General features: G+C 57.0%; 12 protein-coding genes and 1 tRNA gene. 8 read left to right on the top strand and 5 right to left on the bottom strand.

Annotated elements, in window-relative coordinates; all coding sequences use genetic code 11:
• Window positions 1-2 precede the first annotated feature (2 nt).
• The 3 genes from AD928_RS12050 to AD928_RS12040 all read left to right on the top strand — a co-directional run bounded on the left by AD928_RS12050 (window position 3) and on the right by AD928_RS12040 (window position 1,227).
• Complete coding sequence (locus AD928_RS12050) at window positions 3-329, top strand: integration host factor subunit alpha (protein ID WP_264821166.1); 327 nt, start codon at window positions 3-5, stop codon at window positions 327-329.
• A complete protein-coding gene (locus AD928_RS15245) occupies window positions 316-1,089 on the top strand; it encodes a MerR family transcriptional regulator (protein ID WP_233420065.1) in 774 nt (257 codons plus the stop codon). The genes AD928_RS12050 and AD928_RS15245 overlap by 14 nt, the downstream gene beginning before the upstream one ends.
• Window positions 1,090-1,153: 64 nt before the next feature.
• Window positions 1,154-1,227: transfer RNA gene (locus tag AD928_RS12040), tRNA-Pro, on the top strand.
• Between the two features lie 77 nt (window positions 1,228-1,304).
• On the opposite strand, the gene AD928_RS12035 is transcribed toward AD928_RS12040, so the two are convergent.
• Window positions 1,305-2,426 (bottom strand): AI-2E family transporter, encoded by a 1,122-nt coding sequence (locus tag AD928_RS12035; RefSeq protein ID WP_062250822.1) that lies wholly within the window; start codon window positions 2,424-2,426, stop codon window positions 1,305-1,307.
• A gap of 183 nt (window positions 2,427-2,609) precedes the next feature.
• On the opposite strand from AD928_RS12035, the gene murJ reads away from it, so the two are divergent.
• Window positions 2,610-4,160, top strand: coding sequence for a murein biosynthesis integral membrane protein MurJ (gene murJ / locus AD928_RS12030; RefSeq protein ID WP_062250820.1), 1,551 nt, complete (start codon window positions 2,610-2,612; stop codon window positions 4,158-4,160).
• A 79-nt stretch (window positions 4,161-4,239) separates the two neighbouring features.
• Window positions 4,240-5,508, top strand: a complete 1,269-nt coding sequence (locus tag AD928_RS12025) for a UdgX family uracil-DNA binding protein (RefSeq protein ID WP_062250818.1) — start codon at window positions 4,240-4,242, stop codon at window positions 5,506-5,508.
• A 44-nt stretch (window positions 5,509-5,552) separates the two neighbouring features.
• On the opposite strand, the gene AD928_RS12020 is transcribed toward AD928_RS12025, so the two are convergent.
• A complete protein-coding gene (locus AD928_RS12020) occupies window positions 5,553-5,843 on the bottom strand; it encodes an integration host factor subunit beta (protein ID WP_043550604.1) in 291 nt (96 codons plus the stop codon).
• Between the two features lie 208 nt (window positions 5,844-6,051).
• Entirely contained in the window at window positions 6,052-6,513 is a 462-nt protein-coding gene (locus AD928_RS12015; RefSeq protein ID WP_043550605.1) for a Ros/MucR family transcriptional regulator, read from the bottom strand.
• A gap of 399 nt (window positions 6,514-6,912) precedes the next feature.
• Here AD928_RS12015 and AD928_RS12010 point away from each other — a divergent pair, with 399 nt between their 5' ends.
• Complete coding sequence (locus AD928_RS12010; protein ID WP_062250816.1) at window positions 6,913-8,352, top strand: mannose-1-phosphate guanylyltransferase/mannose-6-phosphate isomerase; 1,440 nt, start codon at window positions 6,913-6,915, stop codon at window positions 8,350-8,352.
• 116 nt (window positions 8,353-8,468) lie between these two features.
• Here AD928_RS12010 and AD928_RS12005 read toward each other — a convergent pair whose 3' ends face one another.
• Complete coding sequence (locus tag AD928_RS12005) at window positions 8,469-9,350, bottom strand: LysR family transcriptional regulator (RefSeq protein ID WP_062250814.1); 882 nt, start codon at window positions 9,348-9,350, stop codon at window positions 8,469-8,471.
• A 101-nt stretch (window positions 9,351-9,451) separates the two neighbouring features.
• Entirely contained in the window at window positions 9,452-10,405 is a 954-nt protein-coding gene (trxB, locus tag AD928_RS12000) for a thioredoxin-disulfide reductase (RefSeq protein ID WP_062250811.1), read from the bottom strand.
• Window positions 10,406-10,589: 184 nt separating this feature from the next.
• Between trxB and AD928_RS11995 the strand changes: the two genes are divergently transcribed.
• Together AD928_RS11995 and AD928_RS11990 are read left to right on the top strand one after the other, a co-directional pair.
• Window positions 10,590-11,075, top strand: coding sequence for an Lrp/AsnC family transcriptional regulator (locus tag AD928_RS11995; RefSeq protein ID WP_197056221.1), 486 nt, complete (start codon window positions 10,590-10,592; stop codon window positions 11,073-11,075).
• Window positions 11,072-12,190: a glycosyltransferase gene (locus tag AD928_RS11990; protein WP_062250809.1), complete on the top strand. Its 1,119-nt coding sequence runs from the start codon at window positions 11,072-11,074 to the stop codon at window positions 12,188-12,190. Before AD928_RS11995 ends, AD928_RS11990 begins: the two co-directional genes overlap by 4 nt.
• The last annotated feature ends 4 nt before the right edge of the window (window positions 12,191-12,194 follow it).

Genomic DNA, 12,194 nt, shown 5'->3' with positions numbered 1-12,194 from the left:
TCATCAGTATGGAAACTGTCACGCGTGCCTCTCTGGTCGAGCGGATTTATCAGCAGGTTGGGCTGTCCCGTAAAGAATCGGCTGTGCTTCTGGAAGATATTCTGGAAACAGTCATGCTTGCGCTTGAGCGTGGTGAAAGCGTCAAGATCAGTGGTTTTGGGACTTTTTCCGTAAGGCAAAAAGGCCAGCGCTGCGGACGCAACCCGAAAACGGGTGAGGAAGTTCCGATTCTCCCGCGTTCCGTTCTGGTTTTCCGCCCCAGTCAGCTGCTGCGTGCAGCCATTAATCACGAGCCGCTTGAAGGTGGCGAGGCGTATGACGATGAGTGACACCGACCATCCTTCTTCCATAACAGATCTCTCCGGCCTGCCGGACGAGGAGAACGGTGCGCTGGCCCGCACAGAAAAAGGGCCGCTTGCGTTTCGCACCATTAGTGAAGTGGCTGACGAGTTGCATGTGCCTCAGCATGTGCTGCGATTCTGGGAAACGCGCTTCGAGCAGGTTCGCCCGCTGAAAAGAGGCGGTGGTCGCCGGTATTATCGTCCGGCTGATGTCGAACTGCTCCGCCATATTTCCGATCTTCTATATGCCAAAGGCTACACCGTAAAAGGTGTGCAGCGTCTTTTGCGTGAAGGGGAAGCCGAAGCGGCTCAGCAAAGCTCCGCAGTGACGGCGTCTATCCCTGAAGAGATTGCGCCGGAGCCGGCTGTGTCTTTGCCTGATGAGGCGCAGGGGGATGCTGAGTCTGCGGTTACGGATACGGACCAGTCGCCTGTAGCTGAACCCGTTTCTCTTGCGAATCCTGAAGAGCATGAAGAGACGACTGAAAATTCGGTTCTTACGCAGCCTTCAGAAGTTCAGGAGCCGCAACACGCGGAAGAGCAGCCTCATGAGGTTGCTTTCGAGCCTGAAAATACTGTTGAGGCTGCACCTGCACCTGCACCTGCACCTGCACCTGCTGCACCGGAGGCGAACGCTGTTTCTGGCGAGTTGATGCGTCGGCTGGAAAAGCAGAATGTGCAGCTGAAAAATGATCTGGCTGACATTCTGGTTGAGCTGGAAGCATTCCGTAATCGCCTGACGGCGTGAAAAAAACAGCAAGGTGGCTTGTGTGTTGTGAAGGGGCCTGCTAAAGACCCTTTCACCAAATGGACGGGCAGTAGCGCAGTCTGGTAGCGCATCAGTCTGGGGGACTGGGGGTCGTGGGTTCGAATCCCGCCTGCCCGATATTTGTCCACTTGGTTTTCTGAAAAATTTCAGAGCAGTTTAGTGGGTGTTCAGAACTTGAACACCCTTTTTGCTGTTCAGGCCTTTATGGCGTTGTTGCCCGCAGTCCAGCGGCGCCACAGCAGGTTAAGGGCCGCCATGGCCGCAGGGCCGACAAACAGGCCCAGCAGGCCCCATGTTTCCGCACCACCCAGAATACCCAGCAGAACCCACAGGAAGGGGAGCTGCGTGCTGCCGCCAATAAGAACGGGGCGGATAAAGTGGTCAGCCACAAAAATCACCACAGCACCAATGCAGAAGGTCACGATACCGGCAAGGGACGCGCCCTTGACGAGGATCAGTAAAGACACAAGGCCCACAGCTATCATGGCGCAGAAAGGGATCATGGCGGCGACAGCCGTGATGACACCAAACAGGGCAGGGTGCGGCGCGCCGGCAATGGTATAGACAATACCCATCAGCAGGCCTTCGCCAATACCAACCAGCACCAGACCCAGCACGGTGCCGTGGACAGAGGCGACAATCTGGCGGGCAATGGTTTCCCCGCGTTTGCCAAAGGCGCGCCGGGAGGCAATGCGGCACTGGCGGATGACGGACGTGCCATCCTTATAAAGAAAAAACAGGGTGATGATTGAGAAGCAGAACAGCGTGCCACGGTGCGCAATCTGAGATCCAAGCGCCTTGGTTATCGCCATGCCCTTGCTGTCCAGCGCGCCTGTCAGGTTGGAAACATCTTCCGGGTTGGACAGGTGGGCCTGCCACCAGTGCGTGAGCGTCTGGCTGCCAATGGGCAGGCGGCTAAGGGCGTCTGGCACAGGCACACCGTTTTGTCGGGCGTGTTCCAGCCAGCTTAACGCGCTTTGGGCCTCGCCTACAGCTTCCAGCGTGATGAGCATTAAGGGAATAACAAAAATCAGTGCCATGGCTGCGGTAAAGAGAAACGGCAAAACCGTACCCTGTGCAGCTTTAGGCCACGCGGCCTGAGCGCGCGTATAGAGCGGCCATGTGGCAATGGCGAACACGCCGCCCCATACCAGCGCCGGCAAAAATCCATGGATTGTGTAAAGAGCAACGGCGAAGATAAAAAATGCCAGAACGTTACGCGCTGTTTCCTGCCCTTTTCTGGAGCGCTGGCTCGGTTTGACCAGAATACAGCGTGGATGCCCGGAACTTGTGGGCTGGCTTGTCGTGTCTGGCATATGGGGCGTCTCTCCTCTTACCCAGTGAAAAATATCATTATTGACAAGTTTGCGCGTTCAAGCGCTTTCGGTCGAGCAAAATATAGAGGCATAGGGGCTCTGCACAGGGGCGGCTTTTATTTGAGGTTTGAAAGCTTATCCCCCTATCTCTAAAGGGAAGGCTGCTCGTATAAGCAGTCTATCATGCTCAAAAATTTTCTTACTGTTGGCGGCTGGACCATGCTCAGCCGTATCCTTGGTCTGGTGCGGGATCAGCTTCTGGCGGCCTTCATGGGTGCTGGGGCTTTGCAGGATGCCTATCAGGTGGCGTTCCGGTTGCCGAACATGTTTCGGCGGCTGTTTGGCGAGGGTGCATTTAACGCAGCCTTTGTCCCGCTGTTTTCTTCTGTCCTGACAAAAGAAGGGGAAGAGGAAGCCCGGACATTTGCGCGGCGGGCGCTGGGCGTCATGCTGCTCTGGCTGCTGTTCCTGTGCGTGCTGGGGGAAATCTTCATGCCGCAGGTGCTGCGGCTGATTGCGCCCGGCTTTTTGCAGACAGGTGAACGCTATGCGCTGGGTGTCAGCCTTAGTCGCATTACCTTTCCCTATCTGGTGCTGATCTGCGCGGCGGCTCTGGTCGCGGGCGTTCTCAACGGCTTGCACCGCTTTGGCATGGCCGCCGCCGCTTATCTGGCATTCAATGTGGTGGGGATTGCCGCCATTCTGTTCGCCTCGCCGTTTTTGCCGAATGTGGCGTATGCGGCAGCATGGGGTGTGACGGCCTCTGGCGTGGCGCAGCTTGGCCTGCTGCTGTGGGCCGCGCATCGGGCGCACTTTGGACTGATGCCGCTTTGGCCCGCTTTGACGCCGCGCATCCGTCTGCTGGTGCGCCGCATGGTGCCGGGGCTGGTGGGGAGTGGTGTCGGGCAGATCAACCTTACCGTTGATACCATCATCGGAACGCTGCTGCCTTCCGGCAGTGTCTCGCTGATGTATTTTGCGGACCGCATCAATCAGCTACCGCTCGGTGTGCTGGGCGCTGCGGCCGGGACAACCTTGCTGCCGGTGTTGACCCGCCATCTGGCAGCGGGCGAGCATGATGCAGCGCATTCCGCCCAGAACCGGGCCATGAGTTACGTGCTCATCCTCACGCTTCCCGCCGTGGCGGGGTTGCTGGTGCTGGCTGGCCCGATCATGATTGTCCTGTTCGGCCATGGCTCCTTTACCGAGCATGACGCACTTCTGTCAGCTCAGGCTCTGCGGACCTACGCCATCGGGCTTCCGGCTTTTGTGCTGGTCAAAGTCTTTTCCCCGGCCTTTTTTGCACGTGGTGACACACGCACGCCGGTTTATGTCGGGATTGGCATTCTGGTGCTGAACTTTCTTCTGAACCTGCTGTTCATGAAGCCGCTGGCCCATATGGGGCCGCCGCTGGCCAGTAGTCTGGCGGCCTGTGCCAATGTGGCCTGTCTGGCCATTCTGCTCATGCGGCGTAAGGCTTTGCAGGTTTCCGGGACGGAGCAGTTCAGAATGTTCAAGACGGCCTGTGCCGCGCTCCTTATGGGGGGACTGTTGCTCGGGGCGCAGGCTCTTCTGGCCTTCCCGTCCGGGTTGGGCGTCCGGATTCTCTGGCTTGGCAGCATGGTTGGTCTGGGGGCCGTTCTGTATGGTGCACTGCTGCATGTGTTTGGCATCATGAATGCGGCAGATATTCTGGCGCGCTTTCAGCGGCGTTTGCGCAAGCGTCGCGCCTGAGGCGTTAAGGCTGGCATCTGCGTTCTGCGGACGTGCTTTGTGCATCGTGCTGTGTCGCTGACGGAAAGAGAGGAAAACCGTGACAGAAATTGTTCTGGCGCATCAGGTTGATCTGAAAACATGGCGACAGGCTGCGCGGCACTATGCTCTGGCAGGCACGCCGCCTGAGGCGTTGTCCTGGCGGGTGGCGCAGTCGGCTGAAGACGCACAGCGGGTTTTTCAGGTTGCCTCCTCCGAGCAAACCGATCCCAATGCCGTGCTTCATCTGCCGCGACGGCTGGTGGAGTGGATTCTTCTGGGGCTTCAGGCGTCATCGCCCGAGCGATTTGATGCGCTTTATCGTCTGGTTTTTCGCGTCGTGCAGGACCATCTGGATCTGACAACGGCGCTTGATGACCCGGATGTGCGCAGTGTGGTGGCGCTTGTGGAGGCCGTTAAAGCCGAAACGGAGCGCTTCCGGCTGGAGTTCGCTCGTGTTTTTGCGGACCCGGCCCAGACCGTCTGGTCTGCCACGCCAACTGCTTATGTGGTGGAAGGCAACGCGGCTTATTGTATGGCGCGTTATGCACGACCATGGGAAATCCGCACGGCTTATCGCAGCATGAAGTGGGATGGCAAAGCCCTGTGGTTTGGCGCGGGCGGTGCTGAGGCGACAGCGGAACCGCAGGGCGGCTGGCAGCAGGCCGGGCAGGGGATGTGGCAGGATTGGCCGCGTACAGTTCTGGTGCCCGATAGTGCAGAAGTGGAAACGACGACATCGCTTGACGCTCTGGCCGCAGAGGCAATGGATTGCCGGTCGTGCACGCTCTGGCGTCCGGCCGCGCGCACGGTGTTTGGGGAAGGGGCCGCTACCGCGCGCGTCATGCTGGTGGGTGAGCAGCCGGGGGATCAGGAAGATCAGGCCGGGCGTCCGTTTGTGGGGCCTGCTGGTCAGGTGCTGGAGCGGGCGCTGGAAGAGGCGGGGCTGAGCCGCAGCACGGTCTATGTCACGAATGCGGTCAAGCATTTCCGCTTTACCTGGCGGAATGGTCGCCGCCTGCATCAAAAGCCGGAGCAGGACTCTGTGCAGGCCTGCCAGATGTGGCTGGATGCAGAACGACGGCTGATTCAGCCGGCCTTGATTGTCATGATGGGGGTGACGGCGGCGCAAAGTCTGCTGCATCGCCCGGTCACGATTTCTCGTGAGCGATCCCGCATTTTTCCGTTAGGGGAGGGAAGTCAGGGGCTGGTGACAGTCCACCCTTCCTATCTGCTCCGCTTGCCCAGTGAGGCCGATAAGCAGCGGGAATATGCCCGGTTTGTCGAAGATCTTCGGCAGGTGAAAGCGTTTATGGATAGTCTGGCCTGACGAATTGGGTCAGTGCAGGCGCAAAGGCGCGCCTGAGGGTGATGTCAGGCTTTACGCGCTTTATTGATGCGGGCGTGCAGGTCTTTTCCTGTTTTAAAGAACGGGATGTATTTTTTAGAAACCTGAACCTGCTCGCCTGTTTTCGGATTGCGGCCAATGCGCGGGTCTCGTTCCTTGATGGAAAACGCCCCGAAGCCGCGTAATTCGACGCGGTTATTGTCTGCCAGACTGCTGGAAATAGAGTCGAAGACAGTATTGACGATCAGATTGATGTCCTTGAGCTGCAGATGCGGATGTTTCTGCATGAGTGCGGCAATAAGCTCAGACTTGGTCATGGTCCACCTTCCAAATTCTGGAATATCAATCTGCCGGACAATCAGGGGGCCAGCGGATCTGCGTGACAAAAAGGGACGCCAAATAAAAAAGTGCGCTACCAGCCATAAAGCCGGTGCGCACTTCAAAATTCACTAAGCCGGAGTGATCCGTCAATACATAAATAGTCTGACAGCACGAACCAGAGGAATACTGTCAGACCCTGAACGATCAGGCTGTGGTTTTTTTGCCGCGGCGGCCACGTGCGCCAGCTTCTTCACCTTCCGGCGTTGCATGGATTTTGCGGCCCAGACCAATCTCACGCGCCAGAGTGGAGCGACGTTCTGCATAGTTCGGCGCAACCATGGGGTAGTCAGCCGGCAGGCCCCAACGCTCACGGTACTGTTCCGGCGTAATGCCATAGGCGCTCTGCAGGTGGCGCTTGAGCATTTTCAGTTTCTTACCGTCTTCCAGACAGACGATGTAGTCAGGGAACACAGAGCGCTTGACCGGAACGGCAGGCTGCAGCTTTTCCGGTTCGTTCTGCGGCTGGTCAGCCGTTTTCAGAGCCTGATACACATCACGGATCAGGGTGGGGATCAGAGCAGGATCGGTCTGGTTGTTGGAAACGTGTGCCGAAACGATTTCTGCCGCCAGATCAAGAATGTTGGGATAGCTCTGGTTCTCTGTCATGATAATTCCGTTTATTTGTTGGGCTGAATGAGTCACCCATACTATTACAATTCTTGTTTGTGAATACAGAATATAGCAATGTGATTGAATAAAATTGAATGTGTCATGAAAAACATCTCCCGAAGAGAGTGAAAGAGGAGATGTATGCAAGTAAAATAAATATTTGGTAATCTATTTTAAGGATAAATTGTTTTGTTCGCTCGGTCTGCGCACCAGGGCTGGGTAATAGGTGGAGTTTGTTTTTGAGACACTGGTATTTGCAAATGGCATAATTGACTTTACGGTTTGGCCTACTATCCAAAACGACCCTGCTGCGTGCGGGCAGTCCTCTTAATTGGCACGGATTGGCTGCGATAACTCTTTAATATTTGTAAGATCCCGGAATAAGGACTGTTCAAAATGACGTCACGCCCTGCTGGCAGCAAAATGATCGTGCCGGTTGTGCTGTCTGGTGGCACGGGGAGTCGGCTCTGGCCCATGTCGCGCGCCAGTTTCCCTAAACAGCTCTGGTCGCTCGTAAGTGAGCGCAGCATGCTGCAGGAAACAGTACTGCGTGGGAATGCCGCAGGTTTTGCGCCGCCTGTTATTGTTTGTAATGAAGAGCACCGCTTTTTGATTGCCGAGCAACTGCGGGAAGTCTCGGTCGCAAATCCCAGTATTATGCTTGAGCCGGTCGGCCGGAATTCAGCGCCAGCTATTACGGCAGCGGCTTTGCTCGTGGCCCAGACGCATCCGGATGCTGTGTTGTGGATGATGGCGGCCGATGCGGACATCAAGAAGTCTGACGCGCTAACGCAGGCTATGGAAAAAGCTGTGCAGGCTGCGGAACAGGGGCGGGTGGTCACCTTCGGAATGACGCCCACCTGTCCGGAAACCGGGTATGGCTATATTGAAAAAGGCGACCCGCTTCCGGGTGTAGACGGGGCTTTTACAATCCGTTCTTTCCGGGAAAAGCCTCTGCAGGCTGTTGCGGAAGACTTTGTAAAAGACGGCAATTACTTCTGGAATTCCGGCATGTTTGTCTTTCGGGCGGATGTGTTGCTGGCTGAAATGCATCGTTACGCACCGCAGGTTTTGCAAAGCGTGCAGGAGGCTTTTGAAAAACGGAAGACAGATCTCGATTTTATCCGGCTCGATAAAGAGGCGTTTGCGCAGGCCCCCGATATTTCCATCGATTATGCCGTAGCTGAGCACACACAGGTTTCCGCCGTGATCCCTGCGGATCTGGGGTGGTCGGATGTCGGGAGCTGGGATGCGTTGTGGGAGATCAGCCCCAAGACGGCGGAAGGCAATGTGCTGCTGGGCGATGTTTTAGCGGAAGATGCGCATGGATGTTACGTGCGCTCGGAAGGGCCGCTGACGGCTGTGACCGGTCTGGATGATGTGGTTGTTGTGGTGACTGGTGACGCTGTGCTGGTGACGCATAAAGACCGCGCGCAGGACGTAAAGAAGGTGGTGGATCGCCTCAAGAAAGACGGGCGGCCAGAGGCTTCTACGCATCAGAGGAATTATCGTCCCTGGGGGTTCTATGAAGGGCTGACCCGCAATGAGCGTTTCCAGGTGAAACGGATTGTGGTCAATCCGGGCGGTAAGCTGTCTCTCCAGAAGCATTTCCATCGGGCGGAGCACTGGGTTGTTGTGGAGGGCGTGGCGCTGGTTACGAAGGGCGATGCTGAGTTGCTGGTGCGCGAAAATGAGAGCGTCTATCTGCCGCAGGGCTGTGTGCACCGGTTGGAAAATCCCGGAAAAATTCCGCTGACCCTGATTGAGGTTCAGTCGGGGGCCTATCTGGGGGAAGACGATATTATAAGATTGGAAGACAGTTATAATAGAAATTGATAAATAAAGACTGAGTAAAGGCATAAAAAAAGCTCCCGAAAGGGGAGCTTTTTTTATGTCATCCGTCCGACTCGTTTCGAAGCGTCGGCAGACAACCGAGTCTGAAAAGCCTGATTTTAGCGAATACCGAGCTCGCTCATCAGGAAGTCCCGGAAAACAGCAACGCGTTTGGAGCTGCGCAGCTCTTCCGGATAGACAAAATAGGCATCGACTGTCGGGGTCGTCAGGTCAGGCAGAATCTGAATAAGATCAGGGAACTGCGCGGCCGCATAGGTCGGAATGGACCCAATACCCAGCCCGGCTGTAATGGCAGACGCCATGGCGGCCATGCTGTTCACTTCCAGACGGGCGTTCTGTCTGGTTGTGCCCTGCCGTGTGCTTTCAGCAAGCCAGTTGATATGGGCAACCGGCGGATGATGCTCTCCGAATAAGACGAGCTGATGCGCTGAGATTTCCTCAATGCTGCGCGGCATCCCGTATTTTTCGATGTAGAGCGGAGCGGCAAAAATCGGCAGATGGAAGTCTGCCAGATGCCGCTGGATAAGGTCAGGCTGGCGGGGCGCATGCATACGCACGGCAACGTCAGCTTCTCTCATCCCCAGATCAAGATCGCTGTCTTCAAGAATAAGACAGATATCAATGTCTGGATTGGCAGCCATAAACTTGTGCAGCCGCGGCATAAGCCAGCAGTTGCCAAAGCCTGTGGTTGTCGTAACCCGCAGACGTCCTGCAGCTTTTTCCTTACTTTCGGTCAAAAGCGTTTGAGTCATTTCAAGTTTTGAAAAGACCTCGCGCACCGTCTTGTGCAGCGTCTCGCCCTGTTCAGTGAGGATCAGTCCTCGGGCGTGGCGATGAAAAAGAGGAACCTGAAGGACGTCCTCCAGCGCGGAAATCTGCCGTGAAACAGCAGACTGGCTTAGGTTAAGCACATCTCCCGCGTGGGTAAAGGAACCGGCTTCCGCCACAGCATGGAATACCCGGAGTTTGTCCCAGTCCACGCACGCCTCCTGCAAATTGAATGAAGTTATCAGAGCATAATTATCATGCTTCGAGTTTCATTACGTGCAGTAATTGCCGGGATGGGTCAAGGGATGACCTGTTATTCAGCCCCCAGTTCTGCCAGATAGCGTTCAGCATCCAGAGCGGCCATGCAGCCTGTGCCGGCAGCGGTTACGGCTTGACGGTAAATCTTGTCCTGCACATCACCTGCGGCAAACACACCGGGGATGGAGGTGCGGGTGGTGCCGGGGGTTGTCTCAATATAGCCCTCAGCATCCAGCGTGACCTGCCCCTTGAAAATTTCGGTGGTGGGCGCGTGGCCAATGGCGATGAAAATCCCGTCCGCTGGCAGATCCTGTGTTGTGTCGTCCTGCGTGTTGCGCACACGAATAGCACTGACGGTCGGCGGGGTGCCGGTGGCCAGAATGTCTTCTACCGTTGTGTTCCACAGGATGGAGGTTTTCGGGTTCTTGAAAAAACGATCCTGCAGGATTTTTTCAGCCCGCAACGTGTCCCGTCGATGCACCAGCGTGACGTGGGCTGCGTGATGCGTCAGATACAGAGCCTCTTCCACCGCAGTATTGCCGCCACCCACAACAACGACGTTCTTGCCGCGATAAAAGAAGCCATCACAGGTCGCGCAGGCGGAGACACCAGCACCCTGCAAAGTTTTCTCGCTGGGCAGGCCGAGCCATTTGGCCTGAGCCCCCGTCGCGATGATGACGGACTTTGCGACATACACCGTGCCGGAATCACCTACCAGACGGAAGGGGGGGCCGGATTTGAAATCCACGGAGGTGATGATGTCATATTCAATCCGCGTGCCGACATTCTGTGCCTGCGCGGCCATCTGTTCCATCAGCCAGGGGCCCTGAACGGCCTCGGCAAAGCCGGGATAGTTTTCTACATCCGTTGTGATGGTCAGCTGACCACCGGGCTGAAGCCCCGCCACCAGCACGGGGGCCAGATTGGCGCGTGCGGCATAAATGGCGGCGGTATAGCCGGCAGGCCCCGCGCCAATAACAAGCAGATCGGTGGTGATGGTTTCACTCATGAGTAAGGCAGACCTTTACGTGCTGGGAGCCATGATGCGTTGAGACGCACTCTCTTGCCTTGCGATATGGCGGGTGCGCGCATGGAGAGCAAGAGCGGAACCGGTTTGCGGCGTCTGCGTGTGCGTGGCATATACACCCCAGATTGTTTTGAAAAAGGCTGCGGCGAGAAATGGATCAGGCAAGGTGACGGAACTGGACGCTGTTGACCTTCGTATTGTGGCGGAACTTCAGGAAGACGGGCGCATGACCAACGTCGAGCTGGCCCGCCGCGTTGGAATTTCTGCCCCACCCTGCCTGCGGCGTGTGCGGCGGCTGGAAGAGCTTGGGGTAATCCACGGCTATCATGCGGACCCGGATGCCGGGGCGCTGGGCTGGCCGATCACCTTTTTTGCGTTGATTGGTCTGGATAGTCAGAAAGAGGCTGTTCTGTCCGCATTTGAGGAAGAACTGGCCCGCTGGCCCGAGGTGCGGGAATGCCACATGATTCGCGGAGGAGGGGACTTTCTTGTTCGCCTCATTGCCCGCGATGCTGCTCATGAAAATTCTCTGACCCGCCGGCTGACAGAGGGCCCACACGTGATCCGTGTGCAGACCCTGCAGACGATCCGCACAAGTCTGGACCGTACAGGCGTGCCGATTTTTCCGGTTAGCGAGGGCGGTGGAGCGTGAGTGAAGCGGCAGTGGTTGCCGCTGGCGTGCAGGCAGGCCCCGAGATCAGCGTTGTGGTGCCATGCTATAATGAGGTCGGAAATGTCGGCCCGCTTGTCGCAGCCCTGGAGCGCGCGCTGGAGGGGTGTCGGTGGGAAGTCATTTTTGTGGATGACAACTCCCCTGACGGCACAACTGCCGCAGTAAACGCCATTGCGCAAAGAGATTCCCGGGTGCGCGGCCTGTGTCGCATCGGTCGTCGCGGGTTGTCCTCTGCGGTGATCGAGGGCGCTTTGTCCTCCTCCGCACAGGTTGTCGCCGTGATGGATGGTGACATGCAGCACGATGAAAGCCGCCTCGGCGCACTGGTGGATGCCGTGCAGAGTGGCGCATGTGACGTTGCTGTGGGGAGCCGCCATGTGGAAGGCGGCGATAATTCCGGTCTGGCCAATGCCTGGCGCCATGCGTTGTCTGATGGCGGGATCAAACTCGCGCAGCTGATCCTGCCCGTCAGGCTGGGTGACCCGATGAGCGGGTTTTTTGCTCTGCGGCAAGATACGTTTGCGCGGATTGCGCCGCATCTGTCTGGCACCGGTTTTAAAATTCTCGTCGATCTGTTGCTGTCTTCTCCTCAGCCCTTGCGGGTGCAGGAAATTGCATGCGGGTTTCGGGAGCGGCTGGCTGGGGAAAGCAAGCTGGATGCAGTGGTCATGCTGCAGTTTGTCGCCTTGCTGCTGGACAAGCTCTGTCGCGGCTGGCTGCCCCTGCGTTTTGTAGCATTTGCGCTTGTTGGGCTGATCGGGGTCGGTACCAATCTGCTGGTCATGCAGTGCGTAAGGGCACTGGGAGTGAATTTTTCCATGGCGCAGGGGATTGGCACGCTTGTGGCCATGGTCGTCAATTTCCAGCTGGATAATAATTTCACCTACCGTGACAGACGTTTGCGCGGCGTGCGCTGTGTCTGGGGGCTGCTGCTGTTCATGCTGGTCTGCTCCGTTGGCGCACTGGCCAACGTTGGCGTCGCAGATATGGTTTATCATCAGCACCGGGAGTTTAATGAGGCCAGCGTGGCCGGAGCTTTGATTGCGGTTGTGTGGAATTACGCCATGTCCGCCACCATTGTCTGGCGGCTGTGAGCCT

This window comes from Acetobacter cerevisiae (genome assembly GCF_001580535.1).
GTDB classification, from domain to species: Bacteria; Pseudomonadota; Alphaproteobacteria; order Acetobacterales; family Acetobacteraceae; genus Acetobacter; species Acetobacter cerevisiae.
This window is presented reverse-complemented; position numbering and strand designations above follow the sequence as displayed.

Bases quoted from the DNA above. Each gene is read 5' to 3' on its own strand.
- AD928_RS12010 (WP_062250816.1), top strand. From the start codon at position 6,913: ATGACGTCACGCCCTGCTGGCAGCAAAATGATCGTGCCGGTTGTGCTG.
- murJ (WP_062250820.1), top strand. From the start codon at position 2,610: ATGCTCAAAAATTTTCTTACTGTTGGCGGCTGGACCATGCTCAGCCGT.
- trxB (WP_062250811.1), bottom strand. From the start codon at position 10,405: ATGAGTGAAACCATCACCACCGATCTGCTTGTTATTGGCGCGGGGCCT.
- AD928_RS12020 (WP_043550604.1), bottom strand. From the start codon at position 5,843: ATGACCAAGTCTGAGCTTATTGCCGCACTCATGCAGAAACATCCGCAT.
- AD928_RS12015 (WP_043550605.1), bottom strand. From the start codon at position 6,513: ATGACAGAGAACCAGAGCTATCCCAACATTCTTGATCTGGCGGCAGAA.
- AD928_RS12035 (WP_062250822.1), bottom strand. From the start codon at position 2,426: ATGCCAGACACGACAAGCCAGCCCACAAGTTCCGGGCATCCACGCTGT.
- AD928_RS15245 (WP_233420065.1), top strand. From the start codon at position 316: ATGACGATGAGTGACACCGACCATCCTTCTTCCATAACAGATCTCTCC.